We start from the raw sequence: 18,113 nt of genomic DNA, 5'->3' as shown, positions 1-18,113 counted from the left end.
AAGAATGCTGATAAACCGGTGGTACCAGAAAAGCCAGTTAAGCCAGAAAAACCGGCAAGTCCAGTTAAACCAGTAAATCGAGTAAATCTAGTTAAACCGGTAAGTCCAGAAAAATCGGTAAATGTAGATAAACCAGGAGCTGCAAAGAAGCAAGTAATACCAGAAAAATCAGTTAAGCATATAGATAAAAATATTAATATAGAACATATTAATAATACGAAGAAGATAAGCGTTACTGATCAGACAGTAAAGCAAGAAAAAGAAGCTGGTAATCAAGGAATTGGAGTAGTAAGTAATAATGAGAACAGTGGGAAAGTTATTACTAAAGCTTCGGCAAATCCAAAAACAGGAGATGAAGCTAATATACCTTTTGTAGCTGCAATACTTGGAGCAATTGCAAGTTTATTTGCTTTAAACAAAAAGAAAAAACACAAAAAGGTACTGAAAAACAGTAGATAATAAAATTCTAGAATAATAGCCTTTGAAATATTAGTGAAATTAAGTTAATTAATATTTTGAAGGTTATTTTTTTATATCAAATTTAGCTTTTATAGTAAATTGATATATACAGATTAAAACTGTATATATATTTATGAAATTGTTAGAAAAAAATAACAATATAAAATGAATAGTAAAAAAAGTTAGAAATATAAAAGAAAATGTTAGTTGAAAATGAAATGAAGTAAAAGTTTAAATAAAATAAAAAATTTACATATCAAATAAGTAAATATACACTGTATATAAAATATATATACAGTATGTGGAGTGAAATGAAGATTCAAAGAAGGTGAATAAAGATTTGAAAATAATTTTTGATAATAAATTACTGACACCCTTGTATAAACAACTAAGTAATCAAGTTGAGAAGCAAATTTTAGATGGAACTTTAGAGAATGGATACAACCTACCTTCTATTAGAAACTTTGCAAAAGAATTAGAAATTAGTGTTATTACAGTAAAAAAAGCTTATGAAATATTAGTTGAAAAGAAATTAATAGAAAGTAAGGTAGGAAAAGGTTTTTTTGTTGGAGGTGAAAACTCAAATATTTTAGGTGAGACTATCGATAAAAAAATAAATGAGTATTTAAGAGAAGGAATTAAACTTGGTAATACAATTAACTTATCAAAAGAAGATTTAATAAGGAAATTGGAAAAGCTTTATAGGGAGGAAACATAGATGAACATAGTAGAGATGAAGAATATAAAGGTAAAATATAAAAGTGAAAATAAAAATTTTATGTTGGATATAGATGAATTTAATTTAGAACAAGGAATTATTACAGGCTTAATTGGAAAGAATGCAAAGGGAAAAACGACGTTAATAAATGCACTGCTAGATTTAATAAAATTTGATGAAGGAAAAGTTCTTGTTTTTGGGAAGAGTTATGAGAAAGACGAAATATATATTAGAGAAAGAATTGGGGTAAATTATAATACGATATCTTTAGAAATTAAGTTGAAGAACATGGTGAAGATAGTAAAAAGATGTTATAAATCATGGGATGAAAAATATTATAGAGAATTGTTAGAGAAGTTTAATTTAGATGAAAGTCAAAGTTTGAGAAAAATGTCTCAAGGAACAAGAAAACTTGTAGAAATTATATTAGAGTTAAGTAAAAGACCAGAACTTATAATATTAGATGAACCTACAGTACATCTAGATCCAGTAATGCGAGAAGAAATATTGAAAGAGTTAAAATCCTATGTATATGATAATGAAAAAACACTACTTATTGTATCTCACATAATGAGTGACATAGAAATGATAGCAGATTATCTTTATGTTTTAAAAGATGGACAAGTTTCCTTAGGAGATTATAAGGACAATATTGTTAGTAATAAAATTTTAGTTAAAGGGGAATTAAGTTTTCTTATAGATGAAGTTAGAGATTTGTTCATAGATATAAAAACTAATTCCTATGGATTTGAAGCTATAACTGATAATTATGAAAAGATATTTGAGCTTTTAGGAAACGAAGTAATATATGAGAAACCTAGTTTTGAAAAGTTAATGATAGCATTAATGGAGGAAAGATAGATGGGAATCTTAGATATAGGTGTAGTGAAATTTGAATATATGTTTTTAGATAAAGTTAAACGATGGAATTTCTTTACATGGACGATGATAGCAATTACATTGAGTAATAATATAATTACAAGATATTCCGCATTAACTTTTTTAATAATTGGACTTGAAGGGATGTATGCATCTAAAAGTAAGTTTAGAAAAATGATTCCTATAAAAAAGAGTAAAATTGTATTAGCGGATTTTATTATATTTTATAGTCTTGCAATTATAATGAGTGCTATATCAAATTATATAGTAAACAGTAATATAATTTATAGTTTGTTTTTTGCAACGATTATATTTTCTATTAGTATTATTTTAAGATATTTGAACGGAGTTGTAGCAGGCTTGATATTATTAGCGATTTCAGTTGGTGCAGTATTTTCAAATAAAGAAATAAACCACTTTATACTCAAGTTAAAATTCAATGATAGTAGGCTTTTAATATATATGGGGGGGTTAATAGTAGTTAGTTATTTTACTAGCTTAGTTTTATATAAAAGAGATAACTGTAGAAATAAAATATAATATGAAAACTTTCTCAGTATAAAATTTATAGATGATTAAAAGAAATTATCAGAGGTGAAAAATGAATTTTTTAGATATATTAATTGTAAAATGGCAACTTATAGCTTGGAATAAAACAAGAAGGATAAATTTCTTTACATGGGCTATTTTAGGTATAGGTGGAATAAGTGGGAGCAATATGTGTGTATATCCAGCGATAGCATTTCTAGTTATTGGGATAGAAACTCTATATGCACAAACTACAAAATTCAATAAACTATTACCTGTAAAAAAAAGTAGAATATTACTTGTGGATTTTATTGTATATTATTTAGCTATAAGTATAACTTCTATAGTATTATTTCTCTTTTTTAAAGGGGAAATATTACAAAGTATACTTTATGGAACAATAATATTTTCTATAGGTGTAATTTTGAAATATTGTAATAGTATTATTTCAGGAACTATGCTGATGCTTTCAGTTATAGGTTCAATATTTTTAAAAACTAATGAGGCTTATAAAATAATAAACCGAATAATAGCGAATAGTTTAATAATTATAATAATAATATTTGGATTAATAATATTAAGTTATGTGATAAGTTTAATATTATATAAAAAGAGAATATTTATAAATAGAATATAATATTTAAAAAGGCTAAGCAATCGTATGCTTAGCCTTTTTAGATTATTTATTTTGTAAAGTATTTTTCTTTGGTTCTCTTATAAATATCATAATTATAAGGGATAGAATACAGAATGCTAAAAGTATTCCAAACATATATTTGTAAGAAGGAACTAGTCCGCCTACAACTCCTGTAAAAATACCAGCAATACCAAAACATTGATATATTATACCGTAGTTCATACTGTGATTTCTTAAACCATAATATTCACCAACTATTGAAGGATAGATTGTGAAACCTCCTCCAAAGCAAGCTGCAATTAATATTAAAGCTATTAAGAATACTGGGAATGTTATTTTAGCAAATAAAAGTATTAATAAAGCTATAATCATTAAGATAAAAAGAATAGTTGCAGCAATATTTATTCCTAATTTATCTGAAATAAATCCATATATTAATCTACCTAAAGTATTAAAGATAGCAATTATAGATACAGCTAAAGCGGCAGTAGCAACAGTCATATGTCCAAGGTTTATAGCTATAGTTGTAGCTGAACCTATTAAGTATAATCCTGTTGCACAAGATCCAAAGAATGCTATAAATAAGAAATAAGTTTGTTTTGTTTTAAATAAATCTTTTACTGTATAAACTTTAGTTTGTTTATGATTTTTATCAGGTAATATTGATAAAATTGCTTCTTTAGTTACAAAAGCACCTATAACTATTAAAATTCCAGCAAGTATTCCCCAAATTGCAAAAGCTATATGCACTTCAAAATGTTTGAAGAGATATGAATTTACGCTAGTGAAGATTAAACTTCCTATTCCATAGGCACCTACTGAGATTCCTGAAACAAGTCCTTTATGTTTAGGAAACCATTTGATTACGTTAGAGACTGTTAAAACGTATGCAATACCATCACATAATCCTAATATTACACCTGCAAAAATATATAATAGCGGTAATGAATTCATTAAAGGTGCAATAATAAGTGTTATGCAAAAGATAATACCACATGCAATAATTACTTTCTTTAAACCAAATGTAAATTGAAGTTTTTTTGCAAATAGAGTACCTATTGCTAAAAATAAAGAAGCGATTGAAAAGCTTATAACCACTTGTTTTATATCCCAACCATGGGCTAAAGCTAATGGTTTGTTAGCTAAACTCCAAGTATAGAAGGTTCCTAACCCCAATTGTGTTATAACTGCTCCGACTAAAATTAAAATTTGTTCTGATTTTTTCATTATGTATCTCCTTCTGACTTTGTAGTAATTAATAATAATTATCCGTTAGTCCTATGGTGGTTATTATATAATAATAATTATCCGCTGTCTGCACTTTTTAATGAAATAGTAGTTTTTTATTTAATTGATATAAAAATAGTCTTTTTAATAAAATAAATACTGTAAAATAGAATTAAAATTAAGAAAAAGATAAAAGATGGTCCGTTTAATGGATGAGAAAGTATTAAAAGATAATTATAGATATAAAAAATAAAAATGAAAGTAAAGTTAATAAAAATAAAAAATAGAGCTATATAATGTAGAAAAAATAAAAATATTAATATTCTGTAAAAGGGGTAGATAAATTTTGAAAAGGTGATAATATTGTTTTGTAACTAATAATTATTATTAAATAATAAAAAGTGGAGGAAGAAAATGAAGATATTAGTGTGTATAAAGCAGGTTCCTGCTGATAATAATATAGAATTTGATCAAAAGACTGGAAGAATTATAAGAAAAAATAATGAAATGAGAATAAATCCATTGGATTTATATGCAATAGAAGAGGGATTAGCTTTAAAAGATAGATTTGGAGGAGAGGTTTTAGTTATGACAATGGGACCAGAATCTTCTAAAGATATAATAGTAGAAGCTATTAGCTTAGGTGTTGATAATGGGGTGATTTTATCTGATAGAAGATTTGCAGCATCGGATGTATTAGCAACTAGTAGAACTTTAAAAAGTGGAATAGAAGTATTAGGAGATTTTGATGTTGTTCTTTCTGGAAGAGAATCAGTAGATGGAAGTACTGGAATACTTTTAGGTGAATTAGGAGAAAGATTAAGTATACCTACTTTACATAATGTTTCAGAAATTATAGATATAAAAAATGATGTTATAGAAGCATTAACAGTTGAAGATGAAAATAAGGTAAGAATAAAAGTGAAATTACCAGTTGCAATGAGTGTTTTAGATGGAGCTAATGAACCAAGATTTCCTGATTACGTTCAATTATTAAGAGGTGAAAATACTGAAATAAAGATTTTAACTTTAGATGATTTTAGTGATAAAGATGAAAATCATTATGGATTATCAGGTTCAGAAAGTATTGTTACTAGAGTTTATAAAGATGAAAAAGAAAATACAATAGATTTTAATGTTAGTTCAAATAAGGGTTCAAATGAAAAGTGGACAGGTACAGCAGTTGAACTTGCTGGAAAATTAGAAAATAAATTAAAAGAAATTAAGTTTCTTTAGGAGGTATGAAAATGGAAATTAAAGATAATATTGCAGTTTTAGTAGAAATTAAAAATAATAGAGTATCTTCTTTATCTTTAGAACTTTTAGGAAAAGGAAGAGATTTAGCTAAAAAAATGGATAAAGCCCTTGCTGCTATTTTAATTGGAGATAGAGTTGAAGAGTTTGAAGAAGAACTTTTAAAGTATGATATAGATTATATATATTCTTATGAAGGAGTATATAAAAATGCTAGTGCTAATGTTTATGGGAATATAGTTGAAGAATTTATAAAAGAAACAAATACAGATACTCTTTTAATTGGAGATAATGATTTTGGAAAAGCTATAGCTACAAAAATAGCTGTTAGGTTTAATTCAGGATTAACAGTTGGATGTGTAGATTTAGATATAAATGACTTTGGTAAATTAGTTCAAAGAAAGCCAATATCAGGTGGATTAATGGCAGAAATGATATGTAAAGAAGCGAAGCCACAAATTTTAACAGTTAAAAAATCTGTAATGGAATTAGCTAAAAAAGTAGAAGTATCTAAAGCAGAGGTAATAAAAGGAAGATTTAAAAATATAGATTTATCTTCTGATATGACAATAATGGAAAAGATAAAAAGAGAAATAACTTTACCTATTGGAGAGGCAGAAGTTTTAGTAGTTGCAGGAAGAGGATTTAAAAATAAAGAGGACTTAGAGCTTGCTAAAAAATTAGCTAAAAAGCTTAATGGAGAATTTGCAACAACTAGACCATTAGTAGAAATGGGATGGGCAAAACATACACAACAAGTAGGAATCAGTGGAACTATAGTTAAACCAAGATTAATAATTACTTTAGGTGTATCAGGTGCGGTTCAATTTGTATTAGGTATGGATAAATCAGATTATATAGTAGCTGTAAACAATGATAAAGATGCTCCTATATTTGATGTTGCACATTATGGACTAGTTGGAGATATTTATGAAATAGTTCCTGAATTATTAAAATAGGAGGAAATTTGAAATGAAGAATTTTAATGAATTTAATGAAGAAAATTATAAAATTATTAAACTTATAATAAAAGATGAAAGTAGACTATTATTTGGTGATAAAATAACAGAAGAGTATTGTATAGATGAACTAAATAGAATTAAAGGAAAACCAAGTATTGTTGTTAAAGTAAAATCAGCAGATGAGGTTTCAAAATTAATAAGTTATGCAAATGCTAATAACATAGCTGTTACACCAAGAGGAGCTGGAACAGGGCTAGTTGGTGGAGCTATTGCAATTTATGGTGGCATAGTTATTGATATGACTTTAATGAATAATATTATAGAATTAGATGATGAAAATTTAACTTTAACTGTTGAACCAGGAGTTAGATTAAATGAAATATATAAATATGTAGAAGAAAGAGGCTTTTTCTACCCACCAGATCCAGGAGAAAAAACTGCGACAATTGGTGGTAATATTGCAACTAATGCAGGTGGAATGAGATGTGTTAAGTATGGTGTTACTAGAGACTATGTAAGAGGTCTTGAATTTGTAGATGCAAAAGGTGAAGTACTAACTGTAGGTGGTAAAGTTGTTAAAAATAGTTCAGGATATTCATTAAGTAATCTTTTTGTTGGATCAGAAGGAACTTTAGGAGTAGTAACTAGAGCTATATTAAAACTTATACCATTACCAAAAGAAGTTATGAGTTTAGTTGCTTCATTTGATAATTTAGAAAATGCTATAGGAGCAGTTCCTAAAATCATTAAATCTAAAATAGCACCAACTGCAATAGAGTTTGCTGAAAGAGAAATTATTCAAGATTCAGAAGAATTCTTAGGAAATAAGTTCCCAGATAAAACTGGAGAAGCTTACCTTATACTAAAGGTTGATGGAAACTCAAAGGAAACTATAAAGTCTGAATTAAGAAAAGTTGCACAAGCCGCTATAGATGCAGGAGCTAAAAAAGTATTAATAGCTGATACTAAAGAAAGACAAGATGTTCTTTGGAAAACAAGAGGAGACTTCTTAAAAGCTATTAAAGCATCAACTACAGAAATGGATGAGGTAGATATAGTTGTACCAAGAAACAGAATAGCAGATTTCGTAAAATATACTCATAAACTTAGAGAAGAGCATAAGATAAGAATTAAAAGTTTTGGACATGCAGGAGATGGAAATCTTCATATCTATATTTTAAGAGATGATTTAGAAAAAGATATATTTGAAGAAAAATTAAAAACTGTAATGGATCTTATGTATAAGAGAGCTAAAGAAATTGGTGGAAAAGTTTCAGGAGAACATGCTATTGGTGTAGCAAAGAGAGAATATTTAATAGATTTAGAAGAAAAAGAAGTTTTAGAATATATGAAAATTACTAAAGGAATTCATGATGTTAACGGAATTATGAATCCAGGAAAAATATTTTAATAAAAGATATTGTCCTGCACTTTAGAAAAAATATTGTTGTGAGATAATACCTTTTATAAATTAGAGGTGGAAAGAAATGAAGATTTTATATTATGATTGTTTTTCAGGAATAAGTGGAGATATGAACTTAGGTGCATTGGTAGATGTAGGAGTTCCCTTTGAATATTTAAAAAAGGAATTAAGTAAATTAAATTTAGATAATGAATTTAAGATAATAGAAAATAAAGAAATTAAAAATGGAATTTATGGAACAAAAGTAAAAGTAATAGATTTAAACAATGAAAATTTATATAAATTAAATATGAAAAGAGGAAAGCATGAGAATTTCGGACATTCTCATAAAATAGAAGAACAACATCATCATCATCATGGGAAAAATCACAGTCATAAGCATTTACATGAGCATACTCATGAAGGAAGTCATTTACATGAACAAGATGGGCATATGATACATGAGCATCATCATGGACATTCAAGAAATTATGCTCAAATAAAAGAGATTATAAAATCTTCTACTTTAAGCCAAGAGGTTATAAAGAAAGCTATAGATATTTTTTATATAGTTGCAAAAGCAGAAGGGAAAATTCACAATAAGCCTTTAGAAGAAGTGCATTTTCATGAAGTGGGAGCTATTGATTCTATAGTTGATATCGTAGGATGTGCTATAGGAATCCACTATTTAAAGATTGATAAAGTTATTTCATCACCTATTGAAGTTGGATATGGAACATTAAAATGTGCACATGGAATAATGCCAGTCCCAGCTCCAGCGACAACAGAGATATTAAAAGATATTACTATAAAGAGTGAAAACGTTCCTTTTGAGGCTACCACTCCTACAGGAGCAGCTATTATTAAAGGATATGCAGAAAATATAACTTATAAGAAAAATTTTAATATAAAGAAAATAGGCTATGGAATTGGAGAAAAAGAAAATCCTAATATGGCAAATGCATTAAGAATTATATTAGGTGAAATAGATGAAAACTTTCAAAGAGAAGTATTATTAGAATGCAATATAGATGATATGAGGCCAGAAGAACAAGAAATTCTTATGGAGAGAATATTTAAAGAAAGAGCTTTAGATGTTTTCTACAATCCTATCTTTATGAAGAAGCAACGACTTGGTATTAAATTATCTGTAATAGCGAGAGATGAGGATAAAGAAAAGATAAAAGATGTTATATTTAGAAACTCAACTACCATAGGTATAAGAGAGATAGAAATAACTAGAACTAAATTAGAAAGAAAAGAAGAAGTTGTAAATTCAAAGTATGGAAAAGTACCGGTTAAAGTTTCTTACTATAAAGGTGAAATTTTAAATGTTAAACCTGAATATGATAATTGCAAAGAAATAGCTTATAAAGAGAATATATCCATAAATGATGTTTATAATGAAGTATTATTTAACTATAAGATGAGGTAGAAAATGAATAAATTAGAAGAGTTAAAAAATTATATAAAATCTTTAGAAAAAGTAGCTATAGCATTTTCAGGTGGAGTAGACAGTACATTTGTATTAAAAGTAGCTAGTGAAGTTTTAGGAAAGAATGCGGTTGCTATAACTATAGAATCGCCATATATTCCAAAGTGGGAAATAAGAGAAGCAAAACAACTTGCTAAAGAATTTGGCTGTACACATAAGATAATTAAGTTTGATGAGATATTAGAAGAAGTTAAATTTAATGCACCAAATAGGTGCTATTTATGTAAAAAGAAATTATTTAAAGCTATATTAGAAGAGGCTAGAAATTTAAATATAAAATATGTGATAGATGGAACTAATATAGATGACACAAAAGATTATAGACCAGGATTAAAAGCGTTAGAAGAACTTTCTATAAAGAGTCCACTGAAGGAATTATCTATAACAAAACAGGAAATAAGAGATTTTTCAAAGGAACTTAAATTACCAACTTTTAATAAACCATCTTATTCATGTTTATTAACTAGATTAGAATCAGGAATAGAAGTTACAGAGGACAAATTAAGAAGAACAGAAGAAGCAGAACTTATACTTCATAGTTATGGATTTAAAGCTGTTAGGGTTAGAAATCATGGAGATTTAGCTAGAATTGAAGTTAATAAAGAAGATTTAGAAAGAATTTTAAATAGAGATTTATTAAAAGAAATTTCAGATAAGATAAAAAATGTTGGATATAAATTTGTTTCACTTGATATGGATGGATACAATATGGGAAGCTTCAATAAAATTGAGGTGAAACAGTAATGGATAGAAAAGTATTAGAAGAAATTTTAGGTAAGGTTAAAGATAATAGTTTATCTATTGAAGAGGGAATAAGTTTAGCTTTAGCAAAAGATGATGGTTTTGAAGATTTAGGGTTTGCAAAGGTTGATTATAGTAGAGAGAAGAGAGTTGGATATCCAGAGGTTATTTATTGCCAAGGAAAGACAAGCATTCAAATAAGAGAAATTGTAAAAAATATGATAGAAAAGGATGATGATTTTAATATCCTTGGAACTAGAGCCGAAAGAGAAGACTATGAAGAAGTTTTAAAAGTCTGTTCTGAAGCTAAATATGACGAACTATCTAAGACTATAACAGTGATTAGAAAAAATGAGAAAACAGAAAGTTTTATAGCTGTAGTAACAGCAGGAACTTCTGACATACCTGTAGCAGAGGAAGCAGCTATAACAGCAGAAGTGTTTGGGAATAAAGTAGAACGCATTTATGATGTTGGTGTAGCAGGAATACATAGACTGTTTAATAGATTAGATGTAATAAGAAAAGCAAAAGTTATTATTGTAATTGCTGGAATGGAGGGAGCTTTAGCAAGTGTTGTTGGAGGTCTTGTTGATAAACCAGTTATAGCAGTTCCAACCAGTGTGGGATATGGAACTAATTTTAATGGATTAACACCACTTTTAACTATGTTAAATAGCTGTGCAAGTGGAATTACAGTAGTAAATATAGATAACGGATTTGGAGCAGCCTATAGTGCAAGCATGATAAATAAACTATAAGAAGAGAGTGATACAAATGACAAAGATGAAAGTACCATACTACAAAGGAACTATGGAAATCGACATTCCAGAGAAAAATCTAATTGGGGTGTTAGAATCAAAAGCAGATAGCTATAGAGTAGAAAAAACTCAGCAAGAAATAGTTGAGGAAGCTTTAGATAATCCTATTGAAAGTAGAAGATTAGAAGAAATAGTGAAAGGTAAAAAGACTTTAACTTTAATAACTAGTGACCACACTAGACCAGTTCCAAGTAAAGTGACTTTACCTATATTACTAAAGAGAATAAGAAAGGCAAATCCTGATATTGATATAACAATATTAATAGCTACAGGATTCCATAGACCAACTACAAAGGAAGAAATGATAGATAAGTTCGGAATTGAAATAGTGGAAAATGAAAAACTAATAAATCATATTTCAACTGATGATAGTATGATGGTGAACTTAGGAAAACTTCCTTCAGGTGGAGATTTAATAATAAATAAAATAGCTGTAGAAGCTGATGTTTTAATATCAGAAGGATTTATAGAATCTCATTTCTTTGCAGGATTTTCAGGAGGAAGAAAAAGTGTACTTCCAGGAGTTGCATCAGCTAAAACTATAATGGCAAATCATTGTGGTGAATTCATAGCTAGTCCAAATGCGAGAACTGGAATATTAATGAATAATCCAATTCATAAAGATATGCTTTATGCAGCAAAACACTCAAAACTTGCATTTATATTAAATGTAGTAATAGATAGTGAAAAGAAAGTTATTCATGCTGTAGCAGGAGATAGTGAAAAGGCTCATTTAAAGGGCTGTGAATTTGTTATGGATTTAGCTAAAGTAGATAAAAAACCATCAGATATAGTTGTGGTTACAAACGGAGGATATCCATTAGATCAAAACATGTATCAAGCAGTTAAAGGAATGACAGCGGCAGAAGCAAACTGCAAAGAAGATGGAATTATTATAATGATAGCTTCATGTGCAGATGGTCATGGAGGACAATCATTTTATGATAATATAGCAAATGCAAAATCTCCAAGAGAAGTATTAGATAGAATCTCAAAAGTACCAAGAAATGAAACAGTTCCTGATCAGTGGGAATTCCAAATCTTAGCTAGAATCTTAGATAAATTTACAGTAATTGTAGTTACAGATATGTGGGAAGCTAAGTATATAGAAAAAATGCATATGAATCATGCAAAAACATTTGATGAGGCATTAAAGAAAGCTTTTGAAATAAAAGGTGAAAATGCTACTATCACATTAATTCCAGATGGTGTATCTGTAATAGTTAGATAATTAAGTAAGGAAGAAATTAACGGGGGTTAATTTCTTCCTTTTATATTGTGTAGAAGAATAAGTTCTTGAGGCACAAAACATATAAAAAAAGTATAGAAATAATATAAAATTACGATATAAAAATAGAAAGAACATATTAGAATAAATTTAAGAAACTAATGGAATTAAGAGAGATGAGATAAAAGGAGAGAGAGGAAAATATGTTTAATTTTATTTTGGATTTTATAGGTTCTATAGTAGATATATGGCAATAATGGAGAGATGAAGAAAACAAGATTATTACAAAAGTATTATTTACATTTGTAACATTAGGACTTCTTTATTTGAGTGCTAAAATTTGGTTGTAAATGAAAAAGTATAAGAACTTTTAATATTAAGAAAGAGTATGTAGGTGGACTAGATATAAGTCCACCATTAGTAAGTGGTAAAATTTTTTATGAGTTCTTTTTAATATAAATTTTTAATGCTTTAATTAATAGAACCAAAGTATAAATTCCTATGCCCCATATACCTAAAACAAAAATTATTGAGAATATAGGTAAAATTGATATAACTGAAGTTTCCATAGATGTCCCCCTTAAAAGTACTCAATAATATTTTACCATATAATGGGATGAAAAATAATAATTCATCTAAGATTAAATTATAAAATGTACTTTTGACTTTAGATATTAATAAAACATAAAAGTAGGAAAATGTAAGAGGAAAGTATATAATTAGTATAGAGGTATAAAATGGATTTTATATAAATAAAAGGAGAAGAATTATGAATTTAAGAGAGATAAAAGAAAGAATGGAAAATAAAAAATTATATTACTGCAATGATGAAGAGTTAGCTAAGGAACAGTTGAAATGTTTAGAACTTTTATATGATTTTAATGGGACTAGACCTTTAGAAGGAAATAAAAGAGAAGAATTATTAAAAGAGATGTTTGCGGAAATAGGAAGTGATTGTTATATAGAACCTCCACTTCATGCAAATTGGGGTGGAAAAAATGTTCATTTTGGTAAAGGGGTTTATGCAAATTTTAATCTTACATTAGTTGATGATTGTGATATATTTGTTGGAGATAATGTTATGTTTGCACCAAATGTTACAGTAACCTCTGGAACACATCCAATACATCCAGAATTGAGAAGAAAACAAGCACAATATAACTTGCCTGTACATATTGGTAAGAATGTATGGATTGGAGCTGGAGCTGTCATAATGCCTGGAATTAATATTGGAGAGAATACTGTGATTGGAGCTGGAAGCATTGTAACTAAAGATATTCCAGCTAATGTTATAGCAGTAGGAAATCCTTGTAAAGTTTTAAGAGAAATCGATGAAAATGATTTGAAATACTATCATAAAAATATGGAGATTGACATTGAGTAAAATTCAATAATAAACCCTGAAATCATATAATTTTATATGATTTCAGGGTTTATAAATGTATTTTGGATATTTAATTAATTATCCTGCATACCAAAACGTTGATAGATTTTATCAAGACTTTCAGTTATATGATTTTCAGCTTTAAATAGTATAATAAAGCAGATTATACTTACTATAGCAGCAATTATAATTGTGAAGAATGAAGCTTTCCAACCTAATTGATCTACTAGTAGACCAATTATATAAGAAGCAATTACTTCACCAAATACATAACCAAATAGTCCAACAAATCCATCAGTACCACCAACGGCAAATTTAGGAACTAAATCCATTGTTAAAACTGTGATTAACATTTGAGGACCATAAACTAAAATCCCCATTAGTCCAACTTCAAAGAATATAAGACCACTAGAATCAGTTACCCAATAAGCCATAAATGTTAATGCAAGTAGAAATACAAGTACTGCGGCTAATCCAGAACGTTTACCTTTAAAAAGTTTATCACTCATAAGACCGATTAATATAGTTCCTGGGATAGCTGCAAATTCATAAATTGAAAAACAGTTTCTTGCCTGTATTAAAGTAAATCCTTTTGTTGCATGCAAGTAAATAGGAATCCAATTTTCAATTCCGTATCTAATAACATATACAGAGGCGTTTGAAATAGCAAGTATCCATATAATAGGTCTCTTTAAGATACACTCTTGAATTATATTTATTAATGGGATTGTATTATGGGCATCCACAACTTTGACATCACCATTTTCATTAACATAGTCTTGTCTTTTAAATTCTTCAATAGGTGGTAAACCTACACTTTCTGGAGTATCAGCTCCAGCTAAAATAACAATAATTGCTAGTATAATAGATACTACTGATGGAAAGAAGAAAATAGATTTCCAATGATGTAATCCAAAAATAGCAAGAGCAAAAGTAACAAGTAATGGAATTATTCCACCACCAACATTATGTGAAGTATTCCAAGCAGAGACGTATAATCCACGTTCTTTATTAGAAAACCAAACTGCTAATGTTTTATGAGCTGCTGGAGCACCCATCCCTTGGAAAATTCCCATAAGAATTATTAAAATTATCATAATGTATTCGTTACCGGTAGTACCGAAAAGAAAATTAAGGATAGATGAGCAGATTAATCCTGTGGCTATATAATATTTAGGATTACACTTATCAGCTAAAGATCCCATTATAAACTTAGAAATTCCATATGAAATTGCTAAACAAGAAAGAATTAATCCAATAGTAGCTTTATCAAAATGATAATACCTCATAAGATATGGTGAACTAATAGTAAAATTATCTCGAATAATATAATAAGCAGCATAAGCTATGTATATACTTATGAAAACAGAGGCTCTATGTTTAGTGTATGAGCTTTTAATTTTTTCATCTGGTACTTTTTCTGTAGGTATTGCTGCAGGTTTAAGAAATGCAAAAAATTTCATTTTAAAAATCCCCCTTTTCATAGAGGATTGTAAACTTTATCATAAATAGAGTCAAACAAATGTTTGTAAACATAACATAAGTTCTAAAACTTTTAAACTGATAAATTTGAAAAAATAATTTGTTAAAATATTAAATTAATAATTTAAAGGTTTTATTAATGATAAAATAAAATTTAAATATAGAAAATGAATTTTGGAAATTAAATTTAAAATGAGAAAAATCCCTGAAAATTCTGACTTTTGTGAAAGAAAAAAACAAATGAATTTATAACTAATGGTAGTCATTTGCTTTACGAATAAACTAAACCAAAATCTATTTGATATAATGGTTTAAACAAATGAACGGAGGGAATGAAATATTTATGGAAAACCATATTATTAGAGTAGATAAAAATTTATGTATAGGATGTGCATTATGTAAAAATGATTGTCCTGTAAATAATATTAAGATAGAAAATAAAAAGGCCGTAATTAAAAGTCAGGATTGTATTAAATGTGGGCATTGTGAGGCGATTTGTCCGAAGAATGCTGTTACTTTAACAGAATTTAATGAAGAAACAATTGATATTAAAGAGCAGAGCACATTAGATTCTAAAGAATTACTAATGGCACTTAAGAGTAGAAGAACTATTCGTAAATTTAAGGATGAAGAAATCCATTCAGAAATTATTGAAGAGATTATTCAAGCAGGAAGATTTACACCAACAGCTAAAAATGCACAAGGGGTATCATTTATTGTTTTAGATAAGGATAAGGAGATATATGAAAAGATTGCAGTAAAATTCTTTAGACGGTTTCAAAAGGTTGCAAAATATTTTGATAAAAGCGCTAGAGAAGTTATAATAGATGATAATTTCTTTTTTAAGAAAGCACCAATTATAATTTTAGTAATAGATAAAGATAAAATTAGTGCATCACTTGCAGCTAGTAATATGGCCTTAATGGCTGAATCACATGGACTGGGTGTTCTTTATAGTGGTTTCTTTTCAGAGGTTGCTAAGCATTCTAGAAAAATAAAAAAACTTTTAGGATTAAAAGGGGGAAGAGAAGTTGTAGCAACCCTAGTAATTGGATATCCAAATGTAAAATATAGAAGAACTGCACAAAGGAAAAAAGCTGTTGTAAAATACTTATAAGATAAAACTTGATTTAAGTAAATTAAAAATAGAGTTAGGAGAAAATAAGATGGAGAAGGAATGTACTGAAAGATTAAAAGAAGTTGCTTCAAAGTTTAAACAGTGTGGAAAAGCTATTTCGGCTATGGGAGACGAGACAAGGCAGTTAATTTTATTAACTCTTTTAGAAAGTGATTTTAATGGAGTGAGAGTAGGAGAGATATCAAAGAAAACACATTTATCGAGACCTGCTGTGTCGCATCATTTGCAAATATTAAAAAGAGCAGGAATTATAAATTTACGAAAAGAAGGCACTAAAAACTACTATTATCTTGATTCAAATGAATCGGAGTGGAAAAATATAAGAGATTTAATAAATCTTATTTTTGAAGGAATACAACATATTAGCCAAGATGATAAAAGAAGAGAAGAATAATTTTAAAAGAGTTGGAAACTAAATTTTAGGTTCCAACTCTTTTTTATAATAGGGCTAGTCTTTTTTGACCATCTATGTATTCAATTCGTAAAAAACCTTCAGATATATTATCTACAAATTCAGCTTTAGCAACAATAGAAATTCCATTTATAATTTCTACTATATCTCCATCTTTCTGTTCATCCAGAACAGGTGCTAAAATTGGACCACATCAGGCATAGCCAATAGGAGCTAGACGAATAGCAGTTTTATTATTCTCTAGTAAAAGAGATTTTATCTCTTCAATAGCTTTCTCATCAATCATTATGTCCATAGATAGGATTCCTTTCTAAAAATAAATTTATTTTAGTGTAAAAGAAAAATAGAAAAAAATCAACTTTCGCATAGGAAAATTTTATAGAAGATTATTTAGAAATAGTAATTTAAAAGTATTTAAAAAATAAAATTAGAGTTATAATTAAAATGATAATAATTACAATAAAGGATAAAAAAGGTTTATTGTAAAACGAAAATATAAAATAATATTAAAAAGGACTTAAAGAAGGGAGAAACAATGGATAAAGACATGGTTAAATTAGTTAAAGAGGAAATAGCTATTTTAAGGGGGAGTAACGTAGAAGAAAAAAGTATAAAAACTGGGGATATTAGAAAAATATCTTCTAAAATATTTAAAAGTATATCTGATAAAAATATTAAGAATGTTTTAGATATATGTGAAAGCTTATTAGAGGAACATAATTGGGAATTAGGTGTTATTGCCTATGACTGGGCAAATCGAGTGCATAAACAATATACAAAGGAAACATATGATGTATTTTATTCTTGGCTAAAAAAATATATAAGAGGCTGGGGTGATTGTGATGATTTTTGTACGCATGCGTTTGGACAACTTCTTTTGAAATATAAAGAGATATTTTCTTATATTTTGGAATGGACAGAAGATGAAGGTTTTTGGGTAAGACGTGCAGCAGCGGTAATATTAATACCGGCTATATCTAAAAATGATTATAATGGAATTAAACCACTTGAAATTGCAGATAAATTATTAAAGGATGAGCATGATTTAGTTCGTAAAGGATATGGATGGATGCTAAAAATATTAGCAACAGTCGATGAAAAAACAGTCGTAGAATATTTAGAAAAAAATTATAAAAATATGCCGAGAGTTGCATTTAGATATGCACTTGAAAAAGTTGATGTTGAAAAGCGTAAATATTTAATGAGTTTAAAGTAAATAAGATTTGGAGAAAAGGGTATGAATTTTACTATTATTGAATTAGAAAAATGGGATAGAAGAGAATGTTTTGAGCATTTGTATTTTATACTTAATTTGTAGACCAAAAAATCATTTAAAAGTAATCCACTAG

Annotated in this window: 19 protein-coding genes; 16 read left to right on the top strand and 3 right to left on the bottom strand. The window is 27.9% G+C overall.

The window, feature by feature from the left end; all coding sequences use genetic code 11:
* The 5 genes from Q0W06_RS16245 to Q0W06_RS16225 form a co-directional block, all read left to right on the top strand.
* The coding region (locus tag Q0W06_RS16245; RefSeq protein WP_297638087.1) for an LPXTG cell wall anchor domain-containing protein at positions 1-459 on the top strand (459 nt) is incomplete at its 5' end.
* 340 nt (positions 460-799) lie between these two features.
* A complete protein-coding gene (locus tag Q0W06_RS16240) occupies positions 800-1,177 on the top strand; it encodes a GntR family transcriptional regulator (RefSeq protein WP_297638084.1) in 378 nt (125 codons plus the stop codon).
* Positions 1,178-2,038 (top strand): ABC transporter ATP-binding protein, encoded by an 861-nt coding sequence (locus tag Q0W06_RS16235; RefSeq protein ID WP_297638081.1) that lies wholly within the window; start codon positions 1,178-1,180, stop codon positions 2,036-2,038.
* Positions 2,039-2,596 (top strand): hypothetical protein, encoded by a 558-nt coding sequence (locus Q0W06_RS16230; RefSeq protein ID WP_297638079.1) that lies wholly within the window; start codon positions 2,039-2,041, stop codon positions 2,594-2,596.
* A gap of 61 nt (positions 2,597-2,657) precedes the next feature.
* Positions 2,658-3,221, top strand: a complete 564-nt coding sequence (locus Q0W06_RS16225; protein ID WP_297638076.1) for a hypothetical protein — start codon at positions 2,658-2,660, stop codon at positions 3,219-3,221.
* 42 nt (positions 3,222-3,263) lie between these two features.
* Here Q0W06_RS16225 and Q0W06_RS16220 read toward each other — a convergent pair whose 3' ends face one another.
* Positions 3,264-4,448, bottom strand: a complete 1,185-nt coding sequence (locus Q0W06_RS16220; RefSeq protein WP_297638073.1) for an OFA family MFS transporter — start codon at positions 4,446-4,448, stop codon at positions 3,264-3,266.
* A gap of 414 nt (positions 4,449-4,862) precedes the next feature.
* Here Q0W06_RS16220 and Q0W06_RS16215 point away from each other — a divergent pair, with 414 nt between their 5' ends.
* The 7 genes from Q0W06_RS16215 (at position 4,863) to larA (ending at position 12,351) form a co-directional block, all read left to right on the top strand.
* A complete protein-coding gene (locus Q0W06_RS16215; protein WP_297638070.1) occupies positions 4,863-5,684 on the top strand; it encodes an electron transfer flavoprotein subunit beta/FixA family protein in 822 nt (273 codons plus the stop codon).
* 11 nt (positions 5,685-5,695) lie between these two features.
* Entirely contained in the window at positions 5,696-6,661 is a 966-nt protein-coding gene (locus Q0W06_RS16210; protein ID WP_297638067.1) for an electron transfer flavoprotein subunit alpha/FixB family protein, read from the top strand.
* Between the two features lie 13 nt (positions 6,662-6,674).
* Positions 6,675-8,075, top strand: coding sequence for an FAD-binding oxidoreductase (locus Q0W06_RS16205; protein ID WP_297638063.1), 1,401 nt, complete (start codon positions 6,675-6,677; stop codon positions 8,073-8,075).
* Between the two features lie 76 nt (positions 8,076-8,151).
* The gene (gene larC, locus Q0W06_RS16200; RefSeq protein ID WP_297638061.1) at positions 8,152-9,501 is read left to right on the top strand and encodes a nickel pincer cofactor biosynthesis protein LarC; all 1,350 of its coding nucleotides are present in this window, start codon (positions 8,152-8,154) and stop codon (positions 9,499-9,501) included.
* Between the two features lie 3 nt (positions 9,502-9,504).
* Positions 9,505-10,305 carry an ATP-dependent sacrificial sulfur transferase LarE gene (gene larE, locus Q0W06_RS16195; RefSeq protein ID WP_297638058.1) on the top strand — a complete coding sequence of 267 codons (801 nt, stop codon included), beginning with the start codon at positions 9,505-9,507 and terminating at the stop codon, positions 10,303-10,305.
* Positions 10,305-11,060: a nickel pincer cofactor biosynthesis protein LarB gene (gene larB / locus Q0W06_RS16190; RefSeq protein WP_297638055.1), complete on the top strand. Its 756-nt coding sequence runs from the start codon at positions 10,305-10,307 to the stop codon at positions 11,058-11,060. Before larE ends, larB begins: the two co-directional genes overlap by 1 nt.
* A gap of 16 nt (positions 11,061-11,076) precedes the next feature.
* The gene (larA, locus tag Q0W06_RS16185) at positions 11,077-12,351 is read left to right on the top strand and encodes a nickel-dependent lactate racemase (protein WP_297638051.1); all 1,275 of its coding nucleotides are present in this window, start codon (positions 11,077-11,079) and stop codon (positions 12,349-12,351) included.
* A gap of 434 nt (positions 12,352-12,785) precedes the next feature.
* On the opposite strand, the gene Q0W06_RS16180 is transcribed toward larA, so the two are convergent.
* Positions 12,786-12,917, bottom strand: coding sequence for a hypothetical protein (locus Q0W06_RS16180; protein ID WP_297638048.1), 132 nt, complete (start codon positions 12,915-12,917; stop codon positions 12,786-12,788).
* Positions 12,918-13,117: 200 nt separating this feature from the next.
* Between Q0W06_RS16180 and Q0W06_RS16175 the strand changes: the two genes are divergently transcribed.
* A complete protein-coding gene (locus tag Q0W06_RS16175) occupies positions 13,118-13,732 on the top strand; it encodes a sugar O-acetyltransferase (protein WP_297638046.1) in 615 nt (204 codons plus the stop codon).
* Between the two features lie 74 nt (positions 13,733-13,806).
* Here the strand turns inward: Q0W06_RS16175 and Q0W06_RS16170 are convergent, their stop codons facing one another.
* Entirely contained in the window at positions 13,807-15,195 is a 1,389-nt protein-coding gene (locus Q0W06_RS16170; protein WP_297638043.1) for an MFS transporter, read from the bottom strand.
* A gap of 362 nt (positions 15,196-15,557) precedes the next feature.
* Here Q0W06_RS16170 and Q0W06_RS16165 point away from each other — a divergent pair, with 362 nt between their 5' ends.
* The 3 genes from Q0W06_RS16165 (at position 15,558) to Q0W06_RS16155 (ending at position 17,980) form a co-directional block, all read left to right on the top strand.
* The gene (locus tag Q0W06_RS16165) at positions 15,558-16,331 is read left to right on the top strand and encodes a nitroreductase family protein (protein WP_297638038.1); all 774 of its coding nucleotides are present in this window, start codon (positions 15,558-15,560) and stop codon (positions 16,329-16,331) included.
* A 49-nt stretch (positions 16,332-16,380) separates the two neighbouring features.
* On the top strand, positions 16,381-16,746 hold the full coding sequence (locus Q0W06_RS16160; protein ID WP_297638036.1) for a winged helix-turn-helix domain-containing protein: 366 nt from the start codon (positions 16,381-16,383) through the stop codon (positions 16,744-16,746).
* A 553-nt stretch (positions 16,747-17,299) separates the two neighbouring features.
* Positions 17,300-17,980 carry a DNA alkylation repair protein gene (locus Q0W06_RS16155; protein ID WP_297638033.1) on the top strand — a complete coding sequence of 227 codons (681 nt, stop codon included), beginning with the start codon at positions 17,300-17,302 and terminating at the stop codon, positions 17,978-17,980.
* The last annotated feature ends 133 nt before the right edge of the window (positions 17,981-18,113 follow it).

It is taken from the genome of uncultured Clostridium sp., assembly GCF_947072515.1.
GTDB lineage: Bacteria > Bacillota > Clostridia > Clostridiales > Clostridiaceae > Clostridium.
The sequence above is the reverse complement of the archived record's forward strand: the minus strand, read 5'-3'. Positions and strand labels throughout refer to the sequence as shown.

Excerpts from the sequence above, each read along its gene's own strand:
- Q0W06_RS16165 (WP_297638038.1), top strand. The coding sequence starts at position 15,558 with ATGGAAAACCATATTATTAGAGTAGATAAAAATTTATGTATAGGATGT.
- Q0W06_RS16215 (WP_297638070.1), top strand. The coding sequence starts at position 4,863 with ATGAAGATATTAGTGTGTATAAAGCAGGTTCCTGCTGATAATAATATA.
- larC (WP_297638061.1), top strand. The coding sequence starts at position 8,152 with ATGAAGATTTTATATTATGATTGTTTTTCAGGAATAAGTGGAGATATG.
- Q0W06_RS16235 (WP_297638081.1), top strand. The coding sequence starts at position 1,178 with ATGAACATAGTAGAGATGAAGAATATAAAGGTAAAATATAAAAGTGAA.
- Q0W06_RS16220 (WP_297638073.1), bottom strand. The coding sequence starts at position 4,448 with ATGAAAAAATCAGAACAAATTTTAATTTTAGTCGGAGCAGTTATAACA.
- larA (WP_297638051.1), top strand. The coding sequence starts at position 11,077 with ATGACAAAGATGAAAGTACCATACTACAAAGGAACTATGGAAATCGAC.
- Q0W06_RS16230 (WP_297638079.1), top strand. The coding sequence starts at position 2,039 with ATGGGAATCTTAGATATAGGTGTAGTGAAATTTGAATATATGTTTTTA.
- Q0W06_RS16225 (WP_297638076.1), top strand. The coding sequence starts at position 2,658 with ATGAATTTTTTAGATATATTAATTGTAAAATGGCAACTTATAGCTTGG.
- larE (WP_297638058.1), top strand. The coding sequence starts at position 9,505 with ATGAATAAATTAGAAGAGTTAAAAAATTATATAAAATCTTTAGAAAAA.
- Q0W06_RS16180 (WP_297638048.1), bottom strand. The coding sequence starts at position 12,917 with ATGGAAACTTCAGTTATATCAATTTTACCTATATTCTCAATAATTTTT.
- Q0W06_RS16205 (WP_297638063.1), top strand. The coding sequence starts at position 6,675 with ATGAAGAATTTTAATGAATTTAATGAAGAAAATTATAAAATTATTAAA.
- Q0W06_RS16210 (WP_297638067.1), top strand. The coding sequence starts at position 5,696 with ATGGAAATTAAAGATAATATTGCAGTTTTAGTAGAAATTAAAAATAAT.
- Q0W06_RS16160 (WP_297638036.1), top strand. The coding sequence starts at position 16,381 with ATGGAGAAGGAATGTACTGAAAGATTAAAAGAAGTTGCTTCAAAGTTT.
- Q0W06_RS16170 (WP_297638043.1), bottom strand. The coding sequence starts at position 15,195 with ATGAAATTTTTTGCATTTCTTAAACCTGCAGCAATACCTACAGAAAAA.
- larB (WP_297638055.1), top strand. The coding sequence starts at position 10,305 with ATGGATAGAAAAGTATTAGAAGAAATTTTAGGTAAGGTTAAAGATAAT.
- Q0W06_RS16155 (WP_297638033.1), top strand. The coding sequence starts at position 17,300 with ATGGATAAAGACATGGTTAAATTAGTTAAAGAGGAAATAGCTATTTTA.
- Q0W06_RS16175 (WP_297638046.1), top strand. The coding sequence starts at position 13,118 with ATGAATTTAAGAGAGATAAAAGAAAGAATGGAAAATAAAAAATTATAT.